Origin of the sequence: Nocardioides albus, assembly GCF_014648255.1 — a bacterium.
GTDB lineage: Bacteria > Actinomycetota > Actinomycetes > Propionibacteriales > Nocardioidaceae > Nocardioides > Nocardioides albus.
In genome coordinates, this window is the sequence record NZ_BMQT01000006.1 from 214,956 (window position 1) to 238,303 (window position 23,348).

22 protein-coding genes are annotated in these 23,348 nt (G+C 69.0%); 9 read left to right on the forward strand and 13 right to left on the reverse strand.

Annotated features, from left to right (window positions below):
* Positions 1-23: 23 nt before the first annotated feature.
* Positions 24-473, forward strand: a complete 450-nt coding sequence (locus tag IEY84_RS14405) for a MarR family winged helix-turn-helix transcriptional regulator (RefSeq protein WP_183546693.1) — start codon at positions 24-26, stop codon at positions 471-473.
* On the opposite strand, the gene IEY84_RS14410 is transcribed toward IEY84_RS14405, so the two are convergent.
* The 4 genes from IEY84_RS14410 to ilvD all read right to left on the reverse strand — a co-directional run bounded on the left by IEY84_RS14410 (position 464) and on the right by ilvD (position 5,082).
* On the reverse strand, positions 464-1,186 hold the full coding sequence (locus tag IEY84_RS14410; protein WP_229788683.1) for a GNAT family N-acetyltransferase: 723 nt from the start codon (positions 1,184-1,186) through the stop codon (positions 464-466). The two genes, IEY84_RS14405 and IEY84_RS14410, sit on opposite strands and share 10 nt — an antisense overlap.
* 35 nt (positions 1,187-1,221) lie before the next feature.
* Complete coding sequence (locus tag IEY84_RS14415; protein ID WP_183546697.1) at positions 1,222-2,454, reverse strand: MFS transporter; 1,233 nt, start codon at positions 2,452-2,454, stop codon at positions 1,222-1,224.
* A gap of 91 nt (positions 2,455-2,545) precedes the next feature.
* The gene (locus tag IEY84_RS14420) at positions 2,546-3,109 is read right to left on the reverse strand and encodes a pyridoxamine 5'-phosphate oxidase family protein (RefSeq protein WP_183546699.1); all 564 of its coding nucleotides are present in this window, start codon (positions 3,107-3,109) and stop codon (positions 2,546-2,548) included.
* Positions 3,110-3,234: 125 nt separating this feature from the next.
* Positions 3,235-5,082, reverse strand: a complete 1,848-nt coding sequence (ilvD, locus tag IEY84_RS14425) for a dihydroxy-acid dehydratase (protein ID WP_183546701.1) — start codon at positions 5,080-5,082, stop codon at positions 3,235-3,237.
* A gap of 410 nt (positions 5,083-5,492) precedes the next feature.
* Between ilvD and IEY84_RS14430 the strand changes: the two genes are divergently transcribed.
* Complete coding sequence (locus tag IEY84_RS14430; RefSeq protein ID WP_183546703.1) at positions 5,493-5,720, forward strand: AbrB/MazE/SpoVT family DNA-binding domain-containing protein; 228 nt, start codon at positions 5,493-5,495, stop codon at positions 5,718-5,720.
* A 19-nt stretch (positions 5,721-5,739) separates the two neighbouring features.
* Positions 5,740-6,147 (forward strand): type II toxin-antitoxin system VapC family toxin, encoded by a 408-nt coding sequence (locus IEY84_RS14435; RefSeq protein ID WP_229788684.1) that lies wholly within the window; start codon positions 5,740-5,742, stop codon positions 6,145-6,147.
* Positions 6,148-6,232: 85 nt separating this feature from the next.
* On the opposite strand, the gene IEY84_RS14440 is transcribed toward IEY84_RS14435, so the two are convergent.
* Positions 6,233-7,300, reverse strand: a complete 1,068-nt coding sequence (locus IEY84_RS14440; protein ID WP_183546705.1) for a WD40/YVTN/BNR-like repeat-containing protein — start codon at positions 7,298-7,300, stop codon at positions 6,233-6,235.
* Between the two features lie 138 nt (positions 7,301-7,438).
* On the opposite strand from IEY84_RS14440, the gene IEY84_RS14445 reads away from it, so the two are divergent.
* The 5 genes from IEY84_RS14445 to IEY84_RS14465 all read left to right on the forward strand — a co-directional run bounded on the left by IEY84_RS14445 (position 7,439) and on the right by IEY84_RS14465 (position 13,124).
* The gene (locus IEY84_RS14445) at positions 7,439-8,206 is read left to right on the forward strand and encodes an HAD family hydrolase (RefSeq protein ID WP_183546707.1); all 768 of its coding nucleotides are present in this window, start codon (positions 7,439-7,441) and stop codon (positions 8,204-8,206) included.
* The gene (locus IEY84_RS14450; protein WP_183546709.1) at positions 8,203-10,857 is read left to right on the forward strand and encodes a glycoside hydrolase family 65 protein; all 2,655 of its coding nucleotides are present in this window, start codon (positions 8,203-8,205) and stop codon (positions 10,855-10,857) included. Before IEY84_RS14445 ends, IEY84_RS14450 begins: the two co-directional genes overlap by 4 nt.
* Before the next feature lie 29 nt (positions 10,858-10,886).
* Positions 10,887-11,786 carry an EamA family transporter gene (locus IEY84_RS14455; RefSeq protein WP_183546711.1) on the forward strand — a complete coding sequence of 300 codons (900 nt, stop codon included), beginning with the start codon at positions 10,887-10,889 and terminating at the stop codon, positions 11,784-11,786.
* 134 nt (positions 11,787-11,920) lie between these two features.
* Positions 11,921-12,178, forward strand: a complete 258-nt coding sequence (locus IEY84_RS14460) for a hypothetical protein (RefSeq protein ID WP_183546713.1) — start codon at positions 11,921-11,923, stop codon at positions 12,176-12,178.
* 22 nt (positions 12,179-12,200) lie between these two features.
* Positions 12,201-13,124: an alpha/beta fold hydrolase gene (locus IEY84_RS14465; protein WP_183546714.1), complete on the forward strand. Its 924-nt coding sequence runs from the start codon at positions 12,201-12,203 to the stop codon at positions 13,122-13,124.
* Between the two features lie 189 nt (positions 13,125-13,313).
* Here the strand turns inward: IEY84_RS14465 and IEY84_RS14470 are convergent, their stop codons facing one another.
* The 5 genes from IEY84_RS14470 to IEY84_RS14490 are packed head-to-tail and all read right to left on the reverse strand — an operon-like array spanning position 13,314 to position 18,538.
* Positions 13,314-14,129, reverse strand: a complete 816-nt coding sequence (locus tag IEY84_RS14470) for an ECF transporter S component (RefSeq protein ID WP_183546716.1) — start codon at positions 14,127-14,129, stop codon at positions 13,314-13,316.
* Positions 14,126-15,706, reverse strand: coding sequence for an ABC transporter ATP-binding protein (locus IEY84_RS14475; protein WP_183546718.1), 1,581 nt, complete (start codon positions 15,704-15,706; stop codon positions 14,126-14,128). Before IEY84_RS14475 ends, IEY84_RS14470 begins: the two co-directional genes overlap by 4 nt.
* A complete protein-coding gene (locus tag IEY84_RS14480; RefSeq protein ID WP_183546720.1) occupies positions 15,703-16,812 on the reverse strand; it encodes a CbiQ family ECF transporter T component in 1,110 nt (369 codons plus the stop codon). Before IEY84_RS14480 ends, IEY84_RS14475 begins: the two co-directional genes overlap by 4 nt.
* Positions 16,809-17,471 (reverse strand): hypothetical protein, encoded by a 663-nt coding sequence (locus tag IEY84_RS14485; protein ID WP_183546722.1) that lies wholly within the window; start codon positions 17,469-17,471, stop codon positions 16,809-16,811. Before IEY84_RS14485 ends, IEY84_RS14480 begins: the two co-directional genes overlap by 4 nt.
* A complete protein-coding gene (locus IEY84_RS14490) occupies positions 17,465-18,538 on the reverse strand; it encodes a prenyltransferase/squalene oxidase repeat-containing protein (protein WP_183546724.1) in 1,074 nt (357 codons plus the stop codon). The genes IEY84_RS14485 and IEY84_RS14490 overlap by 7 nt, the downstream gene beginning before the upstream one ends.
* 253 nt (positions 18,539-18,791) lie before the next feature.
* On the opposite strand from IEY84_RS14490, the gene IEY84_RS14495 reads away from it, so the two are divergent.
* Complete coding sequence (locus IEY84_RS14495; protein WP_183546726.1) at positions 18,792-19,427, forward strand: glycoside hydrolase family 19 protein; 636 nt, start codon at positions 18,792-18,794, stop codon at positions 19,425-19,427.
* 10 nt (positions 19,428-19,437) lie between these two features.
* Here the strand turns inward: IEY84_RS14495 and IEY84_RS14500 are convergent, their stop codons facing one another.
* The 3 genes from IEY84_RS14500 to gatA all read right to left on the reverse strand — a co-directional run bounded on the left by IEY84_RS14500 (position 19,438) and on the right by gatA (position 23,335).
* Entirely contained in the window at positions 19,438-20,202 is a 765-nt protein-coding gene (locus IEY84_RS14500; RefSeq protein WP_229788686.1) for an NYN domain-containing protein, read from the reverse strand.
* A gap of 131 nt (positions 20,203-20,333) precedes the next feature.
* Positions 20,334-21,842, reverse strand: a complete 1,509-nt coding sequence (gene gatB, locus IEY84_RS14505; RefSeq protein WP_183546728.1) for an Asp-tRNA(Asn)/Glu-tRNA(Gln) amidotransferase subunit GatB — start codon at positions 21,840-21,842, stop codon at positions 20,334-20,336.
* Positions 21,839-23,335, reverse strand: coding sequence for an Asp-tRNA(Asn)/Glu-tRNA(Gln) amidotransferase subunit GatA (gene gatA / locus IEY84_RS14510; RefSeq protein ID WP_183546730.1), 1,497 nt, complete (start codon positions 23,333-23,335; stop codon positions 21,839-21,841). The genes gatB and gatA overlap by 4 nt, the downstream gene beginning before the upstream one ends.
* Positions 23,336-23,348: the final 13 nt, after the last annotated feature.

Sequence of the window (23,348 nt, forward strand, 5' to 3'; positions counted from 1 at the left end):
AGGGCAACCACTAGACTGTGACCATGCTTACCCGCGCCACCACCGACGAGCTCGCCGATCTCGCGGAGATCATCACGACGCTCGCCCGGGACATCGAACGGCACCATGCCCGCGACCCCGAGATCACCGAGCTCACGATGGGCGAGCAGGCGGTCATGCGCTACGTCGACCGCCACCCCGGCGCCACTCCCAGCGAGATCGCCGAGGACGTGGGCATGCAGCGACCGAACCTCAGCGCCACACTGCGCAAGCTCGAGGAGAAGGGACTCGTCGTCCGCTCGACCGGAGTCGGCGACAAGCGGGGCAAGGTCGTCGACCCGACCCCTCGAGCGGCCGAGAACCTACGCCGGCTGCGCGCGGTCTGGAGCGACGCCGTCGCCCCCGCCGCCTCCGAGGCCGGCATCGCCGAGCTGACCAGCCGGCTCAGCGCCATCCGCGAGCTGGTCGTCGCCGGCCGCGCCGGTCAGTCCTGACGGACTCCCAAGCCGCCGGTCAGCGAGCCGAGCGAGACCCGCTGGCCACCGTCCGCATCGAAGTTCTCCGGTGCGAGCCAGCGCTCGTGCGCCTCGCGCACGGCCGGCCACTCCTCCGCGGTGACCGAGAACCAGTCGGTGTCGCGGTTGCGGCCCTTGACGACCATGTGGTTGCGGAACCGGCCCTCGTAGGTGAACCCGAGCCGCACCGCCGCCCGCCGCGACGGCTCGTTGAGCCTGTCGAGCTTCCACTCGAAGCGCCGATAGCGCAACGTGTCGAAGGCGTGACTCATGAGCAGATGGATCGCCTCGGTCGCCGCCCTGGTGCGGGCCAGCGCTGACCCGAAGAGCACTCCGCCGACCTCGATGCTGCCGTTCGCCGGGTTGATCGCGTGGTAGCCCGCGACCCCGGTCGCCCTGCCTTCCCGCTCCCCCTCCTTCGGGACGAACGCGAACGGTACGACGTCGGGCGCGTCGACGAGCCCTGCCAGGTGCATCCACAGGTCCTGCAGCGAGGTCGGCATCGCGATCGGCCGGTAGGTCCACAGATCGGCGTCGTCGGGGCCGCAGACCGCGGCGTAGAGGTCCGAGTACTGCGTCGACGAGAGCGGCGCGACCCGGACGTAGCTGCCCTCGAGGGTCACCGGCTCGGGCCACGGCCGCGCCTCCCAGGCTTCGACGACATTGCCCACGGGATAGGAGAATTCGGTCACGGCGGTCATTCTCGCGGACCGCCGCAACCGACTTCTCAGGAGGCTGACGCGTCCACCGTGGCGAGCGAGCGCCGGGCGCTGCCGAGGGCGAGCATCCCGGCCAGGCAGCCCAGGAGCAGCAACCCGGCGAGGACCATCACCGACTCCACCGCGAACCTGTCCGCGAGCGGCCCGAAGACGATCATCGAGACCGGCATCGACACCGACATGACGATCCCGTAGAACCCGAACACCCGGCCGCGCATCGAGTCCTCGACCTGCTCCTGCAGGACCGTCGCCGCGGGCACCAGCAGCGTCTGGAAGAGGATGCAGATCACCAGGCCGGCGACCGAGAACACCCAGAAGTCGTCCGAGACGCCCAGCCCGATGACCAACACCCCGACACCGACCGAGGCGGCCACCATCAGCCGCACCCGACGCTTCACCCTGGGCCCGAAGGTGGCCATCAGCGCGCCGCCGACGACCATCCCGACGCTCCAGAACAGCTCGTTGACGCTCAGCATCCAGACCTCGTCGCCGAAGCTGCGCGTGATCATCAGCGGCGTGAGGTGCGCCGGGGCGCCGGCCATGAACATGACGACGGCCACGAGACCCATCACCCAGCGCACCGAGGGGTTCCCCTTGACGTACCGCACCCCGGCGAGGAGGTCGCCGAAGTAGCTCACCGGCTCCGTCGAGCGGACCATCTTCGCCACCGGCACCAGCAGCAGGAGGAGTACGCCGGACACGGCTGTCACCACATCGATGAAGAAGACCGCGACGATGCCGGTGCTCGCGTAGACCGCGGCAGCCACCGCGGGCGCGAACAGCATCATCCCCGACTGGATCGTCTGCTGGGCCCCGTTGACCCGCATCAGGTGCTCGGCCGGGACGATCTGCGGGAGCATGGCGTTGACCGCCGGTCCCTGGATCCCGGCCAGCGCCGAGCGGACCGCCATCGCGACGAAGATCATCCACAGGTCGCCGACGCCGCTCAGCATCAGCAGAGCGAGCACCAAGGTCGCCACCGCGATCGCCGAGTCGGCGCCGATGATCAACAGCTTGCGCGAGTGCCGGTCGGCCCAGACGCCACCGAAGACCGACACCACCGCCTGCGGCAGCATCCCGGCCGCGACGCTCAGGGTCAGCACCGCGGCAGACCCGGTCTCGACGGTGAGGTGCCACATCACCGCGTACCCGACGATCATCGATCCCAACGACGACACCGTCTGGCCGCCGAGGAAGACCAGCAGATTCCGCTTCCATCGATCCGACTGTTGAGCCGACATAGCAACCACTCCCGCATCAGGTGGGCCGCCGTGCCGGCCCCTCACCCATGCCACGAACGGTTGCCGCCGATTTCGACAGTCGCAGAGACGGCTATTCAGGTGCCGGGTCGAAGTCGAACGCCGGAAGCCCGTCGAGACTGATGAGGTTCTTGCGGTGCCGATACTCGGCGGAACCCTCGACCCCCTTGCGCTCGAAGTACGCCGGGAGCAGGTCGCGCTCGCCGACGTACGACATCAACGGGACGGCGAAGCCACAGGAGTCCGAGACCCGCTCGATGTCCACGACGACGACCGCCCGGGCACCGGGAAGGTCCGTGAAGCGGCCGGCCAGGTCGGCGTACTCCTCGTCGTAGCGGGTCACGACCCGGCCACGCCCGTGGAAGCGGACGATGTTCGGCGCCCCGTCGAAGGCGCAGAACATCACCGTGATCCGGCCGTTCTCACGCAGGTGCGCGATCGTCTCGCTGCCGCTCCCGGTGCCGTCGACCCACGCGAAGGTGAGCTCGTCGAGCATCCCGAAGGTGCCCGGGATGCCCCGTGGCGACAGGTTGACGTGGCCCTCGTCGGAGAGCGCTGCGGTGGCTACGAAGAAAACGACCTGACGATCGACGAACTCCCGCAGACGACCCTCGACGCGCGCATGAACTTTACCCATGCGGCAGATGCTGTCAGCAGGCTGCCAGGCCCGCCCGCAATATCCAGCGGGCGGACCGCCATCGGCACAAGTTGTGAACCTGAGAGTGACCTATAGGCCACTTTCAGCTTCACAACCCGGGCGGACTACTCCGGCACGAGCCGGTAGGCGCCGTCGGAGGCCGAGGTGGCCATCGAGGCGTACGCCCGCAGCGCCGCAGAGACCTTCCGGTCCCGGGTCGCCGGGGTGTAGGGCTTGTCCCGCTTCTCCTCAGCGGCGCGACGCTGGTCGAGGACGAGGTCGTCGACGTCGAGGGAGATCGAGCGGTTCGGGATGTCGATGGAGATCTGGTCGCCGTCCTCGATGAGCGCGATCAGGCCACCGCCTGCCGCCTCCGGCGAGACGTGGCCGATCGAGAGGCCGCTGGTGCCACCGGAGAAGCGGCCGTCGGTGATCAGCGCGCACTTCTGGCCCAGACCGCGGCCCTTGAGGAACGAGGTCGGGTAGAGCATCTCCTGCATGCCCGGCCCACCCTTCGGGCCCTCGTAGCGGATCACCACGACGTGGCCGGCCTCGACCTTCTTGGCGAGGATGCCCTCGACCGCGGCGTCCTGGGACTCGAAGACGATCGCGGTGCCGGTGAACGTCCAGACCTCCTCGGGAACGCCGGCGGTCTTCACGACGCAGCCGTCGGGGGCGATGTTGCCGGACAGGATCGCCAGTCCGCCGTCCTCTGAGTAGGCGTGCTCGAAGTCGCGGATGCAGCCCTCGGCGGCGTCGGTGTCCAGGCTCGCCCAGAGGTTCTCGGTGGAGAACGCCTCGGTCGTACGCACCCCGCCGGGCGCCGCGAGGAAGAGGTCGAGCGCCTCCTGGCTGGGACTCTCGGCGCGGATGTCCCAGGCGCCCAGCCACTCGTCGATGGAGTCGGAGTGGATGGTGTGGACGTCCTCGTTGAGCGCTCCACCGCGGCGCAGCTCGCCGAGCAGGGCGGGGATGCCCCCGGCGCGGTGGACGTCCTCCATGTGGTACTTCGGGCTGTTGGGGGCGACCTTGCTCAGGCACGGCACCCGGCGCGAGATCGCGTCGATGTCGTGCACGTTGAAGTCGAGCTCTGCCTCACGCGCGGCGGCGAGCAGGTGCAGCACTGTGTTGGTCGAGCCGCCCATGGCGACGTCGAGCGCGACCGCGTTCTCGAAGGCGCTGCGGTTGGCGATGTTCCGCGGCAGAACGGACTCGTCGCCCTCCTCGTAGTAGCGGCGGCACAGCTCGACGACCGTACGTCCCGCCTCCTCGAAGAGCGCGCGGCGCTTGGCGTGGGTGGCCAGGGTCGACCCGTTGCCGGGCAGACTGAGGCCGATGGCCTCGGTGAGGCAGTTCATCGAGTTGGCGGTGAACATGCCGCTACAGGAACCGCATGTCGGACAGGCGGAGCGCTCGACGGTGTCGAGCAGCTCGTCGCTGACGGCCTCGTTGACCGAGAGCACCATCGCGTCGACCAGGTCGAGCTTGTCGTGGACCAGGCCCTCGACGGCGACCGTCTTGCCGGCCTCCATCGGGCCGCCGGAGACGAAGACCACCGGGATGTTGAGGCGCAGGCTGGCCAGCAGCATGCCGGGGGTGATCTTGTCGCAGTTGGAGATGCACACGATCGCGTCGGCGCGGTGCGCCTCGACCATGTATTCGACCGCGTCCGCGATCAGCTCGCGGCTCGGCAGCGAGTAGAGCATCCCGGCGTGGCCCATCGCGATGCCGTCGTCGACGGCGATGGTGTTGAACTCCTTGGCTACTCCGCCGGCCTCCTGGATCTTCTCGGCGACGATCTTGCCGAGGTCACGGAGGTGGACATGGCCGGGCACGAACTCGGTGAACGAGTTGGCGATCGCGATGATCGGCTTGCCGAAGTCGTCATCGGTCATGCCGGTCGCGCGCCACAGCGCGCGGGCACCCGCCATGTTGCGGCCCGAGGTCGAGGTTGCGGAGCGAAGAGTGGGCATACCAGAAGGCTAGACCCGTCAGCGTATGACCTCGAACGCAGCGCCACGCGGTGGACGGTGATCGTCGCCGTCCACCCTTGAAATGGCTGAGGGCCCATGGTGAGAACCATGAGCCCACAACACGATCTGTAACGAAGAGACCTGCCTCCGCCTTCACCTACAGTCTAGGCCCCTCCATGACAGCCACTACTCAACCGAGCGATGCGCCGGCGCGCCCACTGCTGGCTGGGGAAATCTCCCGCGCGTGCCGATCGAGGTTCTGGGAGCGAACGCCGCTTTCGTCGCAGAGCGGGTGATCAAGGCCGTAGGTGGCGACGGCCGTGCTTGGTAATCACTGTCCATCGAGACCCGTGACGACCCGCAGGTAAAGACGTATCATGTATTACAAGTATTACGTGTCAGGAGGTGCCATGAGGCTGAACAGCAAAGGACAAGTCACCATCCCGGCCGACCTGCGCCAGAAGCATGGATTCGCTGAAGGCGACGAAGTCGACATCATCGAGGATGGCAACACGCTTCGGATCGTGCGTAGTGCGGGAGGCCAGACCCGAGGGCAGCGGCTGGTGAGCCGGATGCGAGGGGCCGCGACGACCACGAAGAGCACGGATGAACTGATGGAACTTCTTCGTGGGGAATAACAGCGGCACGGTGACGTTGGTGGACACCAACGTGATTCTCGACATCGTCACCGAGGACGAGAAGTGGGCGAGTTGGTCCGAGGAACAACTCGCCCAAGCGGCGGATGCCGGCGAGGTGGTCATCAATCCAATCATCTACGCCGAGGTCTCGGTGGGCTTCGATCGCATCGAGGACCTCGACACCGCACTTCCCGAGACGTGGTTCAGACGTGAAGCGCTTCCGTACGCGGCGGGGTTCCTGGCAGGGAAGGCGTTCCTCACCTATCGCCGCAAGGGCGGGACGAAGACCTCGCCGCTCGCCGACTTCTACATCGGCGCCCATGCCGCCATCAGAGGCCACCGATTGCTGACCCGTGACAACGGTCGCTACGCAACCTACTTCCCCAAGGTCGACCTGATCACGCCGGAAGGACGACTCGACGACTGACGCTCACGCAGGAGACCGAACGAAGTGGTCGATTTGGGCTCTCGGAGTCGCTGGGTCCGGGCCCAGATCGACCACTTCTCCAGTCTCACACCTTCGCGGCCCTGACCACCATCACATCCGGGATGTCGCGGAGGATCTCGCGCCAGGTCTCCCCGGCGTCGGCGGAGGCCCAGACCGAGCCGTTGCGGGCGCCGAAGTAGACCCCGGCGGTCTCGTGGTCGTCGGCGCACATCGCGTCGCGCATGACGCCCACGTAGAAGTGGTCGGGCAGGCCCGAGTCGAGGGCTTCCCAGTGGTCGCCGGCGTCGCGTGAGCGCCATACGATCGGCTTGGCCTCCGGCGGGTAGCGCGACTCGCCGGCGCCGATCGGGAAGGTGAAGATCGTGTCGGGCTCCTTGGGGTGGACCACCATCGCGAAGCCGAAGTCGGTGGGCAGGCCGTCGGCGATCGACTTCCACGACGAGCCCTCATCGTCGGAACGGTAGACACCGCCGTGGTTCTGCAGATAGAGCCGCTCCGGGCGGGACGGGTGACGAGCGACCTTGTGCACGCACTGGCCGAACTCGGGGTACTGCTGCCCCTCGGGGAGGAAGACGGCGATGATGCCGTTGTTGCGGGCCTCCCAGGCCTCCCCGCCGTCGCGGGTCTGGTAGACGCCGCCGGTCGAGATCGCGGCCGTCACCGAGTCAGGGTCGGTGGGGTGCGGCAGGATCGTGTGGAACGCCTGCCCGCCGAACCCCTCGCTCCACTCGGTGCGGTGCGGGTGGTTCCAGAGCCCGCGGACGAGCTCGAAGGAGGCGCCGCTGTCGCGAGACCGGAAGATCGCACCCGGCTCGACACCGGCCCAGATCGTGCCCTCCGGCAGGCCCGGCTGGAGCTGCCAGACCCGGGCCAGGCTCGCGTCGACGTCCTCGGGGAACGACATCGAGGTCTCGGTCCAGGTCTTGCCGCCGTCGGCGGAGGCGCGCACCAGCGCACCCAGCCACAGCGAGGAGCATCCGGCAAGGACTCGCCCGGTCCCGGGCTCGATCATGGCGGAGTAGATCTCCTCCATGTCATGGTGCGGACCGGTGAACTCCCAGTCCTGCCGGGCGTCGTCGGAGCGCCCCATCCACAGACCCTTACGGGTCCCGACCAGCAGTTGCGTACCCATGATTCCAGCATCCACCCGCTCGCCGTCTGTGGCCAGGAGATTTCAGCGAAAGAACGTCGAAGGAAAACATCTTGCCTCGGTGACGCCGGCCGGGCCCGGTTGTTCGGCCTGGGACCACCGAGCCCCTAGCCTGAAGTCATGACCAGACCTGTTGCCTGGGAGACGTTCACCGCGATCCTCTTCGACCTCGACGGCGTGATCACGCCGACCGCGGTCGTGCACATGCGTGCGTGGGAGGAGATGTTCAACGCCTACCTGCAGGAGAAGACTCCGGGAGCGCCGGCCTACACCGACCAGGACTACTTCGCGTACGTCGACGGCAAGCCGCGCTACGACGGCGTGCGTGACTTCCTCGCCTCCCGCGACATCCGGCTTCCCGAGGGCACACCGGACGACGCGCCCGAGCTCGAGACCGTCTGTGGCCTCGGCAACCGGAAGAACAACGCCTTCAACCTGGTGCTCGAGCGTGACGGCGTGGAGGCCTACCCCGGCTCGGTGGAGTTCCTCGACTACCTCGCCACCCTCGACGTCCGGCTCGGCGTGGTGTCCTCGTCGGTCAACGCGCCGACCGTGCTGAAGGCCGCCGGGCTGCTGGACCGATTCGAGACGGTCGTCTCGGGAGCCGTCGCAGACGAGCAGGGCCTGCCCGGCAAGCCTGCACCGGACACGTTCGTCTACGCCGGTAAGGTCTTGGGAGCCACCCCGAGCGAGGCCGTCGTCCTGGAGGACGCCGTCTCCGGGGTGCGCGCCGGCAAGGCAGGAGATTTTGCGCTCGTCGTCGGGGTGGACCGTGGCGCCGGCCACGACACCCTCACGGCCGCCGGCGCCAGTCTCGTCGTATCCGACCTTGCTGAACTCGTACCTGATCGGCACAGTCCAGACCCTGCTCGAGGAGCCCAGCAGTGAAGACCAACGTCGGCCCGAACCCCCTGGACCGGGCCCGTTACCCCATCGACCCGTGGCGGCTGGTGGAGACCAGCTACTCCCCCGACGACCTCGGCCTGACCGAGACGATCTTCAGCGTCGCCAACGGCTATCTAGGCATGCGCGGCACCCCTGAGGAGGGGCGCCCGACCTACGCGCACGGCACGTTCATCAACGGTTTCCACGAGACCTGGCCGATCCGCCACGCCGAGAACGCCTACGGCTTCGCCAAGACCGGCCAGACCATCGTCAACGCCCCCGACGCCAAGATCATGAAGATCTACGTCGACGACGAGCCGCTGACCTTCGGCACCTCGGACCTGGAGGAGTACGAGCGGGTGCTCGACTTCCGCGAGGGCATGCTGCGACGGCATCTGGTGTGGCGTACGCCCTCGGGCAAGCGGGTCGCGATCAAGACGACCCGGATGGTGTCGATGACACAGCGCCACCTCGCGATCCAGACCCTGGAGATCACGATGCTGAGCGGCTCGGCGCCGATCGTGGTCTCGTCCCAGCTGCTCAACCGCCAGGACGGCAAGGACGAGTACCACGTCCCGTCGGCGGCACTGGGCGAGGGCATGGACCCACGCCGGTCGACCTCTTTCGACACCCGCGTCCTGATCCCACAGCTGTCGGCCGCCGACGAGGAGCAGATGACCCTCGGCTACCGGTGCGCCAACTCGGGGATGACGATCGCCGTCAGTGCCGCTCACCAGATCGACACCCCGGACCCGATCGAGACCATCGTTCGCGCCGAGGACGACCTGGCCAAGACGGTCTTCCGGGTCGATGCGACCGAGGGCAGCACGCTGCGGTTGCAGAAGACGGTGGCGTACCACACCTCCCGTGGAGTGCCGGTGCGCGAGTTGGCCGAACGCTGCGAACGTACGCTCGACCGGGCGATCCGGCTGGGGGTCAGCCACTTCGAGCGCGACCAGCGCACCTGGTACGACGAGTTCTGGTCGGCCGCCGACGTCGAGATCTCCGCGGCTCGTGCGGAGGACGACGAGGACATCGCCGCAGCTCAGCAGGCGACCCGGTTCAACCTGTTCTCGCTGGCTCAGGCGACGGCCCGCACCGACGGGCTCGGCGTCCCCGCGAAGGGCGTCACCGGCTCGGGCTACGAGGGGCACTACTTCTGGGATACGGAGTGCTACGTCATCCCGTTCCTCTGCTACACCCAGCCAGAAGTTGCCCGCAACGTGATGCACGCCCGCTCGGTGATGCTTCCGGCGGCCCGGCAGCGGGCGCTGGAGATGGCGGCGAAGGGCGCGCTGTTCGCGTGGCGCACGATCAACGGGCAGGAGGCCTCGGCCTACTACGCGGCCGGCACGGCGCAGGTGCACATCGACGCCGACATCGCCTTCGCGCTGATGAAGTACGTCTACGCGACCGGCGACACGGGCTATCTCATCCGCGAGGGCGTCGACATCCTGGTCGAGACCTCGCGGATGTGGGCCGACCTGGGCTTCTGGCGCCACAACGGCGAGCCGTCCTTCCACATCCACGGGGTGACCGGGCCGGACGAGTACACCACGGTGGTCAACAACAACCTGTTCACCAACGTGATGGCCCGCTACAACCTGGAGAAGGCTGTCGAGACCATCGAGATGCTCCGGACGGAGTATCCGCGCGAGCACGCGCAGGTCATGGGTCGGCTCGACGTCTCCCCGGAGGAGGTCGAGGAGTGGGCGCGCTGCGCTGCCGCGATGCACATCCCCTACGACGAGGGGCTGGGGATCCACCCGCAGGACGACAACTTCCTCGACCGTGAGGTGTGGGACCTGCCCAACACCCCCGACGAGGTACGCCCCCTGCTGCTGCACTACCACCCGCTGGTCATCTACCGGTTCCAGGTGCTCAAGCAGACCGACGTGGTGCTCGCCCTCTTCCAGCAGGGCAACCGCTTCACGCCTGCCGAGAAGCGGGCCGACTTCGAGTACTACGACCCGATCACGACGGGTGACTCTTCGCTGTCGGCGGTCGTGCAGTCGATCATGGCGGCCGAGGTGGGCTACCAGGAAGACGCGCTGCGCTACTTCTACGACTCCTTGTACGTCGACCTGCACAACATGCACGGCAACACCGTCGACGGGATGCACATCGCGTCCACCGGCGGCGTGTGGGGCGGGCTGGCGTTCGGCTTCGGCGGGATGCGCGACTACGACGGCAAGCTCTCCTTCGACCCGCGGCTGCCGGCCGAGTGGGGCTCGCTGGTCTTCCGGGTCCAGTGGCACTCGACCCGGATGCAGGTCGCGCTGGCTCGTGATCAGATCGTGTTCACGGTCGTGGACACTCCCGGCGAGGAGTTCGACATCCCGATCAGCGTCCGTGGCGAGGAGTTCGTGGTCTCCAAGGGCGCCCCGGTCGTCGTGCCGCTCGCCGACCAAGGGCCGCGGATCGGCACCCACCTGGACGAGGAGCCGCCAGGCGGTGTCCGCTCCGACGGGTCGAAGATCACCGCCACCGTACCGACGCCGATCCCGCCGGAGGTCTACGAGCAGGAGCACATCGAGCAGATCGAGCACGCGGTGGTCCCGAGCGACGGATCACGCGGGTCCGAGCGGCTCGCCGAGGAGGCCAACAAGGCGGTCAACCTCTCCAACATCTCGCAGACGGACTCGGCGCAGTAGCGCCCTTTACCTCGCCCTAGACTGACCGGGTGGTCACCCGCTTCTCAACCGGCAGCGTTTCTCTCCGGACGAGGCTGGCCCACCCGGTCGTCCTGGTCCTGATCGGGATCGCGTCGGTGCAGGTCGGCGCGACGTTCGCCAAGTCGCTCTTCGACGAGGTGACCCCGACCGCGATGGTGTGGCTGCGGCTGTCGCTGTCCGCGCTGATCCTGCTGGCGATCACCCGGCCCCGGATCCGTGGCCTCGCGCGCCGCGACTGGCTGGTCGTGGTCGCCTTCGGCGCGTCGCTGGGGCTGATGAACTGGGCGATCTATCAGGCCTTCGCCCGACTCCCGATCGGGATCGCGGTCACCATCGAGTTCATCGGCCCGCTCACGATCGCCCTGGTCACCTCCCGGCGCGCCCGTGACCTGGTCTGGGTCGCCCTCGCGGCCGCTGGCGTCGTGCTGCTCGGTCTCGAGCCCGGCCGGATCTCGATACCGGGGGTGCTGTTCGCCCTGCTCGCGGGGGTCTGCTGGGCTGCGTACATCATGTTGTCGAAGGCGACCGGAGCACGCTGGGAGGGGCTCGACGGGCTCGCCCTGGCCTCGACTGTCGCGGCGGTTGCGCTGACCCCTGCTGCGATGGCGTACGCCGATGGGCTGGGGTCTCCGCACGTGTGGCTGGTGGGGCTGATGGTCGGCCTGATGTCCTCGGTGGTGCCGTACTCCCTCGACCTCGTCGCGTTGCGTTCGATCAAGTCGGGGCTCTACGCGATCCTGATGTCGCTCGAACCGGCCGCCGGCGCGCTCGCCGCGATCCTGATCCTCCACGAAGGGCTCTCGGCCCTGCAATGGCTGGCCATCGCCTGTGTCGTGGTCGCCTCGGCGGGGGCGACCCGGACCGGAAAACCGGAGCATCACGTGCCCGCGGAGTCGACGCCGGCGTGAACTGGACGCGGATGGTGCCGCGTTTCACACAACCGACATCGGAACGTCACTGACTCCGAATGTTCATGTCACTACAATTCGGTGACAACTCCCCCTCCCTCCGCTCGGTCTCGTCTGTCTCTGGAGTTGCTCCGTTGTCCTCCATCACCACGCCCGTACCCACCGCTGCCGCCGCCCAGGTGGCCGTTCTCTTCGCCGCCCGCGCCGCTGGCCGGATGGCCGGTCCGTTCCTGCGACCCGTCCAGCTGCTGATCGCCTGGCCGGTGGCTTCTCAGCTCGCTGCCCGGCACAACGCCAAGGTCGCCGAGCAGGAGCTCCTGCTGCGGCGTGCGGAGCGCGAGGAGGTCGAGCGCTTCCTCCAGCTGCTCGCTTCGGAGAGAATGTCTGTATGAGCGAGCGCCAGCGAGCGACCGCATGACATTGCCGAAGGCGATCGCCGAGTCCACGGTCGCCTTCCGTGACGTGCTCTCCGACGACGGCACCCTGATCCGTGCCTGGACGAACGACCCCAAGGGCGTCATCGACGGGCCTACGGTGCTGCTGTGCAACGGCCTCGGCACCAGCCCGTGGAACTGGCCAGCGCTGCTGCACACCTCCTGCGGCGTACGCGTCGTGTCCTGGCAGCACCGCGGCACCTCCGGTTCAGCACGCCCCACCGACCCGGAGCAGACCACCTCGAGACACTTCGCCGAGGACGCGCTGTCGGTGATGGACGCCTTCGCCCTCTCTCGGCCGGTCGTGATGGGCTGGTCGATCGGGGTGAACACCGCCTTCGAGCTGGCCGCTGACCATCCCGAACGGGTCTCCGGTGTCTTCGGAGTCGCGGGGGTGCCCGGTGACACCTTCAAGTCGATGCTGGGACCGCTGCCCCTGCCCGCTCCGGCGGCCGCCATCCTCACCCGCACCGCGTCGAAGGTGCTTCGTCGCACCGGTTCCCTCATCACGCCCGTGGCGACCCGCCTCGACCTCGGCCCCCGGGCGATCGACCTGTTCTCGAGAGCCGGCCTGATCGGCAAGGTCCCCGATCCCGAGCTCGCCGCGGCAGCGCTGGCCGAGTTCCTGACCACTCCGGTCGAGTGGTACTTCCACCTCGCGCTGCGCACCTCTCAGCGCCGCTCGGTCTCACCCCGCCGGGTCAAGGTGCCGGTCGTGCTCGTCGCTGGCAGCCGGGACCTCATCGCCGGCTCGCGCCACATCTCCCAGGTCGCCGCCCGCGTCAAGAACGGCACCTTCGTCGAGCTCGACGGCACCCACTTCGTCCAGATGGAGCAGCCCGACCGCGTCCACCAGCTGCTGCTCGGCTTCCTCGCTCGCGTCGCCGAGCACCAGCGGGCCTGACCAACGCCGAGGCGTCACTCCGGTCGGCCGAGGCGTCAGTCGGTGCGGCCGCGGCGGGCTGTAACACGTCGTTCGTAGTACTACTCGCCCTATCGGAACGACCGGATAGTGCTACGAACGACGTGTTACACGTGCGGCACCGGCCAGATCTCGACCGACATACGGTGACGCCTCGGCCGACGGGAGTGACTACTCGGCCGACCGGAGTGACGCCTCGGCCGACGGGAGTGACGTCTCGGCGGGGGTGATCATGGCGCGGCGAGCGGCTCGGCGCAGGGTGGCGAGGACGGCCGGGCCGAGGAGGGCGACGGCCACGGCGGTGGTGATCGCGCGCATCGTGTCCCAGCTGCTCGTCGAGGTGACCAGGGTGTAGCGCAGGAAGGTCGCCAGGTTCTCGCCCACCGCGGCACCGGGATCGTAGGAGAGGTTTCCGCTCCCTCCGGGCACCGTGACCCCGGTCAGCAGCGGCCAGCCCTGCAGGTTGAGGAGGAGCCCATAGGCGTACGAGGCGAAGATCCCGTACGCCGCCAGCATGGCGATCTCGCGGCGACCGCCCGCGCGTGGCAGGAGGCCGGCGCCCATCGCGACCCAGGCGGCGCCGAGCATCTGATAGGGCAGCCACGGCCCGACACCGGCGGTGACCAGGGCGGCGACGAACAGGCTCGTGCAGCCCAGGACGAAGCCGAAGGCGGGACCGAAGACGCGGCCGCCGAGGATCAGCATGAAGAAGACGAGCTCCACGCCGCCGGTCCCGGCGGAGACGGCGCGCAGGACGGCCTCGATCGCGCTGAGCACACCCAGGACCGCGATCATCCGGGTGTCGATCCCACCCGCCGAGAGCTCGCTCAGGAGCACCACCAGCATCAGCGGCAGCAAGGCCAGGAAGATGAACGGCGGCTGCACCCGCTCGTAGCCGTGGAGCAGCAGCGGCCAGGCGAACATCATCAGCCCGGCCACGGAGATGATCGCGAGCAGGGCGGCCGTACGAGGTGAGAACCGGATCATCGCTCCCCCACCGCCTCGATGATCTCGCGCACGTGCAGCCATCCCGGGCCGAAGACCTTGCTCACCTGGGGCGCGAACGCGGGCGACTCGGCGGTCACGCTGCGTACGTCCCCGGCGGAGACCACCTCGCCGTCCGCGAGCACGACCACGTCGTCGGCGGCCTCAGCGACGAACTCCACGTCGTGGGTCGCCACCAGGACGGCCTTGCCCGCCCGGGTGAGGTCACGAAGGATCTCGGAGAGGGCGTGCTTGGCGGCGTAGTCGAGGCCGCGGGTGGGCTCATCGAGGAGCACGACCGGCGGGTCGGTGCTCAGGATCAGGGAGAGGGCCAGCGCGAGACGCTGTCCCTCGGAGAGGTCGCGTGGGTGCTGGTCGTCGGGGATGCCCGGGACGAGGCTGTCCAGGATCTCCCGGGTCCGCGGCCCGCCCGCGTCGCACTCCTCGGCCACCGTCTCCAGGTAGAGCAGGTCGGCCGCGGTCTGGGGCAGCAGCCCGACGAGCTCGCGGCGGCGGTCGGGGTCCAGGGTCGCCGGGTCCTGGCCGTCGACGTCGACCGATCCGGTGAGCCGCTTCTGGGTCCCCTGCAGCGTCCACAGCAGCGTCGACTTGCCCGACCCGTTGCGGCCCATCAGCGCCGTCACCCGTCCTGCGGGCAGGTCGATCGAGACGTCGTGCAGGACCGGCGTACGTCCTCGGGTGACGGTGAGCGAGCGGGCGCTCAAGCCGCCTGTGTCGAGCGATGTATCGAGCATGTCGAGATGACCGACACGGTCAGCAAGCGCCACACCCCGCGCCCGCCGCCTCGCATCCCGCACGGTCAGCGGCAGCGGCGACCAGCCGAGCTCGCGACCGAGCTCGACGAGCGGCGGCACGATGGGTGAGGTCTCCAGGATGTCGGCGGGGTCGCCGACGGCGACGGAGCCGTCGCCGACGAGCAGCGCGATCCGGTCGGCGAACGGCACGACCCGTTCGAGGCGGTGCTCGGCGAGGACGACGGAGGTGCCGAGGTCGTGGACCAGCCGGGTGACGGTGGCCAGCACGTCCTCGGCTGCGGTCGGGTCGAGGGCGGAGGTCGGCTCGTCGAGCACGACGACCCGCGGATGGGTGGTCAGCACGGAGCCGATCGCGACGCGCTGCTGCTGCCCACCCGAGAGGGTACGCAGGGACCGCTGTCGCAAGTCGGCGATCCCGAGCAGGTCGAGGGTCTCCTCGACCCGGCGCCGCATGGTCGCCGGCGCGAGCCCGAGCTGCTCCATCCCGTAGGCGAGCTCCTCCTCGACCGTGTCCGTGACGAAGCCGGCGACCGGGTCCTGCCCGACATAGCCGATGATCCCGGCGCGCTCGCGCGGCGGCGTACGGATGATCGAGGTGCCGTCCAGCAACAGATCACCCTCCAGCGCACCGCCGGAGAAGCGCGGCACCAGACCGGCGAGGACGCCGAGCAGGGTCGACTTCCCGGAGCCGGTCGGGCCGGAGACGAGCAGCAGCTCGCCCTCCTCGATGGTGAGGTCGACGTCCTTGAGCACCTGCTCGGAAGAGTCCGGCGGGGTGAACGTGATCCTTCGCAGCTCGATCATGCCGCTGCCTCCTCCTGGACGAGTGATGCCGGAACCGGCGCGGCGACGGCCGGGACCAGTCCGATGAGCACACCGGCCAGCGCGATCAGCGTGACTCCCGGGACGGTGCTCACCCCCGGATAGGCGATCGGGACCTGCTCGCGGGCGATCCACCAGCCCACCGCCCCGACCGCGATCCCGCTCAGCGCCACCACGATTTCCGGCCAGCGCCACCTGTCGGGGCGGTAGACGGTCCGCGTCACCCGGCGGCCCGCGAGCCTCAGCCCGCCGGCCGCGGCCCCGACACCGAGCACCAGCATGGTGGCGGCCAGCCAGCCGGGCGTGGTGCCGTCCAGGATCGCGTAGACGCCGACACAGAGGCCGACGAGCGAGACCAGCATCAGCACCGAGGTGATCCGCCTGGTGGCGTCCGGGATCCCGGCCGTACGCCCGTAGCCTCGCGTGTCCATCCCTGCTGCCAGCGCCATCGACCGCTCCAGGGCGTCCTCGAGCACCGGGACGAGGAAGCGGCGCAATCGCTTGACCTTTCCGGTGGCACCGGCGCGCAGACGTTGTGCGGCGCGCACCCGCTGCACCGACTCGGCCAGCTGGGGCAGCACGGTCACCGCGACCACGACCGCGGTGCCGACCTCGTAGAGCGCCGGCGGCAGCGACCGCAGCAGACGCTTCGGGTTCGCCAGCGCGTTGGCTGCACCGACGCAGATCACGATCGCCCCGAGCCGCATCCCGTCGTAGAGGCCGGCCAGCAGCGCCTCGCGGGTGATCGGACCGAGCAGCCGGATCCCCAGCACCCAGTCCGGAAGCGGGACCTCCGGCAGATCGATGAGCACGTGCCCCGGCACAGCGCCGAGGAGCACCCGGAAGAGCACCCGGGTCGCGACGATGAACAGCGCGAGGCCGACGTAGAGCCGGAACGACCTAGCCCACGGATGCTCGCCGCGGCGCGCAGCGACCACGACCGACACCACTCCCACCAGGAGCAGGAGGAGCAGCGGGTTGGTGGTGAAGGAGGCGTACGCGGCCATGCCGATCGCCCACACCCACCAGGCGACCGGGTGCAGATCACGCGGCAGGCGCGCGACCGCCGCCCTACGGAGCGTCCTCATCGCCGACGCCACCACACGAGGCCGGCGACGGCGAACAGGACGAGGATGCCTGCCGGCGCGACCCAGACGGGCAGCGGTTTCGGGGCGGAGGTCGAGTCGGCGTCCGAGTCTGCCGAGTCTTCCCGAGATGACTCCGGCGACGGGCTCGAGGGCGCCCCCACAGCATCCCCAAGCACCGTCGCCGGAGCGGTAACGACATCGTCGTCTATCCACGTGAACGCAACACCCTGCCCGGAAGTCACGCTGATTTCGGTAACATTTCTGGAGGCGTAGCTCCAGGCTCCGGAGTCGTCGGTGATCCACAGCGACCAGTAGGCGTCGGCAGGCGGCATCTGGGCGCAGCCCGCCTCCTCCGGTCGGCCTTCGACGCGGCAGACGACGCTCGGCATCGAGGTCACGAAGGTGAGCGGATGCCCCGCCTTCTCGAAGGCGTCGGCGCCGGTGTCCCCTTCCTCAGGGTGGACGCAGGAGACCTCGGGTCCGCCGCCCAGCGCGTTGGGCTCGACGACGACGGTCACGCCCGCACACGTCTCTGCAGCGGAAGATGCGGCGGAAGATGTGGCGGCAGGTGCAGCGGTGGACGCTGCTGAGGACGAGATGGGTGCGGTGGCCCCGGCGAGGATCGCCAGGGCCACCGAGACGGAGCGCAGGATCAGCACGAGCTCTTCGCGGTCGCGTCCTTGGGCAGGAAGACCAGCGACGGCAGCGCCTGGGCGGTCGCGAGGCGGTACATCCCCTCGGACTCCTTCGTCAGCCCCTTGGTGTTGCCTTCGGTCAGCGCGGCGTCGTCGTAGGCCACCGCCCCGGCGTCGTCGCCGCAGGTCACGACGTGGTCGGCGACCCAGGACGCCGCCTTCTCGGCGGCTGCGGTCTCACCGGCACGCCCGAACGCCCATCCGGCCAGACCGGTGGTGTTGGAGTTCGCGATGTTGCCGGTGGCCGCCTTGAGCGAGCCGTCCTCGGCCTGGGTCTCCTTCAGCCACTCCGCGCCGGCCTGGACTGCCTTCTCCGCCTCCGGGGTGGCCACCGTGGAGAGGGCGATCAGCGCGAAGGCGGTGGCGTCGGCGTCCGGGACGGCCTTCGGGTCACCGTCGCAGGTCTGGTCGGCGGCCTTGGAGTCGGGCGTGAAGGTGACCCGGAACCAGCCCTCCTCGCACTGCTGCCCGGCCAGAAACTCAGCCGCGGCCGCGGCCTTCTTGCTCTCGGCGTTGCTCAGCGCCCACACCGCGTACGACTGACCGATGGTGTTGGAGTAGTCGGCGGCCTTCTTGTTCTTGGGGTTGAGCTTGTCGGCGATGCGGCCGTTCTCGTCGACCGTGCCCTCGAGCTGCTTCAGCAGGCCGGGGTCGGAGGCGTCGACGTTCTGCTGGAGGACGAGGGCCTTCGCGGTCGCGCCCGCCGAAGTCACCGTGCCGAACCCGGGCGAGGTGTAGGCCAACTTGTTCTTCATCACGGCCTCGGTGATCGTCGCGATCTCCTCGTCGTAGCCGCCGATCTCGGCCAGAGCGATCCCGATGTCAGCGCTGAGTCCGAAGTCGTCGGTGCCGTACTGCGCGTTGTGGGCCACACCCTCCGGCGCCTGGGCGACGAGCCAGTCGGCCACCGAGGTGGAGACCTTCGCGTCGTAAGTGCTCTTCTCCCCCTCCTCGATGGTCTCCTCGCCGCAGCCGGCGAGCGAGGTGAGGGCGAGGGCGGCGGCGATCCCGCCGAGGACGGTCTTCTTCATGGTTCCTTCCGCGCTGTCGTCGGGAAGGCCCAGGGCCGACCCGCTGCTTTCCACGACAGCGTCAGGTCAGTACGCGCCAGTCAGCAGGTGCTCCGGCTCGCTCAGGCCACCTCGGTGTCCTGGGCCTACGGTTGCGGGTCAGCGCCGGGATTCGACCGGCTTCCCCCACCACGGCGAGTGTTGATTGAGGGGGCCATCCTATGCCGCGGGCGCTCCGCTTGCGGGATCGCGGTGGAGCAGTCACTCTGTCCCCATGCGCCACAGGATTCTCGGCCTTGTCGCAGCATCGATCTCGGCCACCCTTCTCGTCCTCGCCCCGACCACCACGGCCCGGTCGGAACCAGCCCGGACATCGGTCACGTACGCCGATCTCGTCGCCATGTTCGGGGAGAAGGTCGGTGACCGACGCACCGTCGAGGCCGGGCTCCCGAACCTCAACCGCACGATGACCGACGCCCAGATAACCACCGCCTACCGGCAGTCGGCCTACCTGACCACGCTCGCCCACGAGAGCTCCTTCCGCCACGACGCCAAGGGCGGCGACAAGCGGAAGTACACCGGCCGCGGCTACATCCAGCTGACCGGCGAGGCCAACTACACCGACGCCGGCGCCTACTTCGGGGTCGACCTGCGCCGCCGCCCCGAGCTGGCCAGGTCACTCGACTACAGCGCGCCGATCTCGCGGTGGTACTGGACCGTCGCCCGCGACATCAACCCGCTCGCCGACGCCCTGGACATGGGCAGGGTCAACGCGGCGATCGGCTATCCCCCGAACAAGAAGGAGGACGCCGAGCGCTGCCGCGACTTCAAGGCCGCGCTGAAGCACCTCCACGGGTCGGTGCCCAAGGGCGTCAGATGCGCCCGCCCGGCCGCCGCTGAGACCCGTTAGAGGACGTACGTCACTTCTTGGTGCGCTTGTCGCTGACCGCGATCGCCGAGGTGCCCTCGTCCTTGAGCTCGAACAGGTCGATCGCCTTGATCAGCTTGGTCCAGGTGGCGTACCCGTAGTTGCGCGGGTCCTCGGAGGACTGGTTGCGGATGCGGGAGACCACGGTGCCGACCAGGGCCCAGCCGTCGTCGTCGGCGGCCGCGGCGATGGAGTTGCGCAGCAGCTGGATCAGCCTGGCGTTGCGCTTCAGCGCCTGCCCGTTGGTCGCCGACGATGACTGCTTGCGGGTGCGCGCGGTCCCGGGCTCGGCGTCGACCTCGGTCTCCTCCTCGGAGCCGCCGAGCTTCTCCACCACGGTGAACCGGGTGCAGGCGCTCTTGAACGGCGCCGGCGTCTTCTCCCGGCCGTAGCCGTAGACCGCGCGGCCCTTCTCCCGCAGGTAGTGCACCAGCGGCGTGAAGTCGGAGTCGGAGGAGACCAGTGCGAACGCGTCCGGGATCGCCGCGTGCAGCAGCTCGACGGCGTCGATCGCGAGCGCCATGTCGGAGGCGTTCTTGTGCGCGGTCAGGTCGAACTGCTGCATCGGCCTGATCGCGGCGTCGTGCAGCTCCTCGATCCAGCCCTTGAGCTCGGACTTGGTCCAGTTGCCGTAGGCCCGCCGGATCGTCACCTCGCCGTACTCGGCCAGGTCGTTCAAGATGTCATCGATCTTGGAAGCAGGCGCGTTGTCGGCGTCGATGAGCAGTGCGATGCGGAAAGGCTCGGTCACGGTCACGCCGGACAGTCTGCCAGTGCACCCCATCGCCGAGTCGGCTCATCCTGACCAAAACCAACGCCGAGTCGGCGCGTCATGACGCGCCGACTCGGCGGAGTTTGTCGTCAGAACGAGCCGACTCGGCGTCGGTCCTAGGCGAGCTTCTCGAGGATCAGCTCACGGACGCGCTTGGCGTCGGCCTTGCCACCGGTCGCCTTCATGACCGCGCCGATGAGCGCGCCGGCCGCGGCCTGGTTGCCGCCGCGGATCTTCTCGGCGACTGCGGGCTGGGCAGCGATGGCCTCGTCGACAGCGGAGCCGAGCGCGCCGTCGTCGGAGACGACGGCGAGGCCGCGGGCGTCGATGATCTCGGCAACCGTGCCCTCACCTGCGAGAAGACCCTCGAAGACCTGGCGGGCGAGCTTGTCGGTCAGCGACCCACCGTCGACCAGCTTCTGCACCTCGGCGACCTGCGCCGGGGTGACGCCGACCTCGGCGAGCTCGACGCCGCGGTCGTTGGCGCTGCGGGAGAGCTCGGCCATCCACCACTTACGGGCGGCCTGCGGCGAAGTCCCTTCGGCGACCGTCGCCTCGATCAGCGACAGAGCGCCGGCAGCCCAGACGTCGCGCATCTCCAGCTCGGAGTAGCCCCACTCGACCTGCAGGCGGGCCCGCTTGTCGGCGGTGCGCTCCGGCAGGCTCGCCCGCAGCTCCTCGACCCACTCGCGCGAGGGCGCGACCGGGACGAGGTCGGGCTCGGGGAAGTAGCGGTAGTCGTCGGCGTCCGACTTCGCCCGGCCCGCCGAGGTGGTGCCGGTGTCCTCGTGGAAGTGGCGGGTCTCCTGGAAGATCGCCTCCCCCGCGTCGAGGATCCCGGCGTGACGCGACATCTCGAAACGTACGGCCCGCTCGACCGAGCGCAGCGAGTTGACGTTCTTCGTCTCGGTGCGCGTCCCCAAGGTCCCGGAGCCCTTCGGGGACAGCGACAGGTTGACGTCGCAGCGCATCGAGCCCTGGTCCATGCGTACGTCGGAGACACCCAGGCCCAGCAGGATCTCGCGCAGCGCGGCGACGTAGGCCTTGGCCACCAGCGGTGCCTTGGCACCGGTGCCGAGGATCGGGCGGGTGACGATCTCGATCAGCGGGATGCCCGCACGGTTGTAGTCGACCAGCGAGTAGTCGGCGCCGTGGATGCGGCCGGTCGCGCCACCGATGTGGGTGGTCTTGCCGGTGTCCTCCTCCATGTGGGCGCGCTCGATGTCGACCCGGAAGATCTCCCCCTCGACCTCGACGTCGAGGTAGCCGTCGTAGACGATCGGCTCGTCGTACTGCGAGGTCTGGAAGTTCTTCGGCATGTCCGGGTAGAAGTAGTTCTTCCGGGCGAACCGGCACCACTCCGCGATCGACCCGTTGAGCGCGAGCCCGATCCGGATCGCGCTCTCCACCGCCTTGGCGTTCACGACCGGCATCGAGCCGGGCAGGCCGAGGCAGGTCGGGCAGACCTGGGAGTTGGGCTCGCCGCCGAACGTCGCCGGGCAGCCGCAGAACATCTTGGTGTTGGTGTTGAGCTCGACGTGCACCTCGAGCCCGAAGGCCGGGTCGTAGCGCTCCAGCACCTCGTCGAATCCGACCAGGCCCAAAGAATCAGGCACAGCGGTCATCGGGCCACCTCCAGCTTGTCGATCGAGAGCACCGGACCGATGGCGCCCTCGAGGGCGGCACCGACGCGGTAGAGACGGGCGTCCTCCAGGACCGGAGCCAGGAGCTGTACGCCGACGGGCAGCCCGTCCACGTCGGAGACGCCGGCCGGGATGGAGATGCCGGGGGTGCCGGCCAGGTTGGCCGGGATGGTGGCCAGGTCCTGCATGTACATCGCCAGCGGGTCGTCGAGCTTCGCGCCCAGCGGGAACGCCGTCGACGGGGACGTCGGCGAGACCAGCACGTCGACCTGCTCGAAGGCCTTCTTGAAGTCCTCGATGATCAGCGTGCGGATCTTCTGCGCCTGACCGTAGTAGGCGTCGTAGTAGCCGCTGCTCAGGGCGTAGGTGCCGAGGATGATGCGGCGCTTGACCTCGTCGCCGAAGCCGGCGTCACGGGACGCCTTCATGACGTCCTCTGCGCTCGGGTCGCCGTCGGGAGTCACGCGGAGGCCGTAACGCATCGCGTCGAACTTGGCCAGGTTGGAGGAGCACTCCGCCGGAAGGATCAGGTAGTAGGCCGCCATCGCGTGCTGGAAGCTCGGGGTGGAGACCTCGACGACGTCGGCACCCAGCTTGGTGAGGATGTCGACCGACTCGTTGAACTTGCGCATGACGTCCGGGGCCCAGCCCTCGCCCGCGAGCTCCTTGATGACACCGACCTTGACGCCCTTGAGGTCACCGGTCGCACCGGCACGGGCTGCGTCGACGAGCCCGGTCACCGGGGTGGTCGTGGACGTGGAGTCGAGCGGGTCGTGGCCGCCGATCAGCTCGTGCAGCAGGGCGCTGTCGAGGACCGTACGGGTCACCGGACCGACCTGGTCCAGCGAGTTGGCCAGGGCGACCAGGCCATAGCGGGACACCGAGCCGTAGGTCGGCTTCACCCCCACCGTGCCGGTGACCGCACCCGGCTGGCGGATCGAGCCGCCGGTGTCGGTGCCGAGCGCCAGCGGCGCCTCGAAGGCGGCGACGGCCGCAGCCGAACCACCACCGGAGCCGCCGGGGATCCGGTCGAGCTTCCACGGGTTCTTGGTCGGGCCGTACGCCGAGTGCTCGGTCGAGGAGCCCATCGCGAACTCGTCCATGTTGGTCTTGCCGAGGATCGGCAGGCCGGCGTCCTTGATCTTCTTGACCACGGTCGCGTCGTAGGGCGGGACCCAGCCTTCGAGCATCTTGGAGCCGCAGGTCGTCGGCAGACCGATGGTGGTCAGCACGTCCTTGACCGCGATCGGCACGCCGTCGAGCGCATGCAGCGCGTCCCCGTTGGCCCGGCGCGCGTCGGAAGCGGCGGCCTGGGACAGCGCGCCCTCGGCGTCGATGTGCAGGAAGGCGTGGACGTCGCCGTCGACCGCGGCGATCCGGTCGAGGTGGACCTGGGTCAGCTCGACCGAGGTGGTCTCACCGGCGGCGAGGGAGTCGGCCAGCTCGGCGGCCGTCTTCAGAATGAGCTCGCTCATCGCGCTACCTCCG

Coding starts and splice junctions, on each gene's coding strand:
- IEY84_RS14405 (WP_183546693.1), top strand. CDS start 24: ATGCTTACCCGCGCCACCACCGACGAGCTCGCCGATCTCGCGGAGATC.
- IEY84_RS14415 (WP_183546697.1), bottom strand. CDS start 2,454: ATGTCGGCTCAACAGTCGGATCGATGGAAGCGGAATCTGCTGGTCTTC.
- IEY84_RS14420 (WP_183546699.1), bottom strand. CDS start 3,109: ATGGGTAAAGTTCATGCGCGCGTCGAGGGTCGTCTGCGGGAGTTCGTC.
- ilvD (WP_183546701.1), bottom strand. CDS start 5,082: ATGCCCACTCTTCGCTCCGCAACCTCGACCTCGGGCCGCAACATGGCG.
- IEY84_RS14430 (WP_183546703.1), top strand. CDS start 5,493: ATGAGGCTGAACAGCAAAGGACAAGTCACCATCCCGGCCGACCTGCGC.
- IEY84_RS14440 (WP_183546705.1), bottom strand. CDS start 7,300: ATGGGTACGCAACTGCTGGTCGGGACCCGTAAGGGTCTGTGGATGGGG.
- IEY84_RS14445 (WP_183546707.1), top strand. CDS start 7,439: ATGACCAGACCTGTTGCCTGGGAGACGTTCACCGCGATCCTCTTCGAC.
- IEY84_RS14465 (WP_183546714.1), top strand. CDS start 12,201: ATGACATTGCCGAAGGCGATCGCCGAGTCCACGGTCGCCTTCCGTGAC.
- IEY84_RS14470 (WP_183546716.1), bottom strand. CDS start 14,129: ATGATCCGGTTCTCACCTCGTACGGCCGCCCTGCTCGCGATCATCTCC.
- IEY84_RS14475 (WP_183546718.1), bottom strand. CDS start 15,706: ATGATCGAGCTGCGAAGGATCACGTTCACCCCGCCGGACTCTTCCGAG.
- IEY84_RS14480 (WP_183546720.1), bottom strand. CDS start 16,812: ATGAGGACGCTCCGTAGGGCGGCGGTCGCGCGCCTGCCGCGTGATCTG.
- IEY84_RS14490 (WP_183546724.1), bottom strand. CDS start 18,538: ATGAAGAAGACCGTCCTCGGCGGGATCGCCGCCGCCCTCGCCCTCACC.
- IEY84_RS14495 (WP_183546726.1), top strand. CDS start 18,792: ATGCGCCACAGGATTCTCGGCCTTGTCGCAGCATCGATCTCGGCCACC.
- gatB (WP_183546728.1), bottom strand. CDS start 21,842: ATGACCGCTGTGCCTGATTCTTTGGGCCTGGTCGGATTCGACGAGGTG.
- gatA (WP_183546730.1), bottom strand. CDS start 23,335: ATGAGCGAGCTCATTCTGAAGACGGCCGCCGAGCTGGCCGACTCCCTC.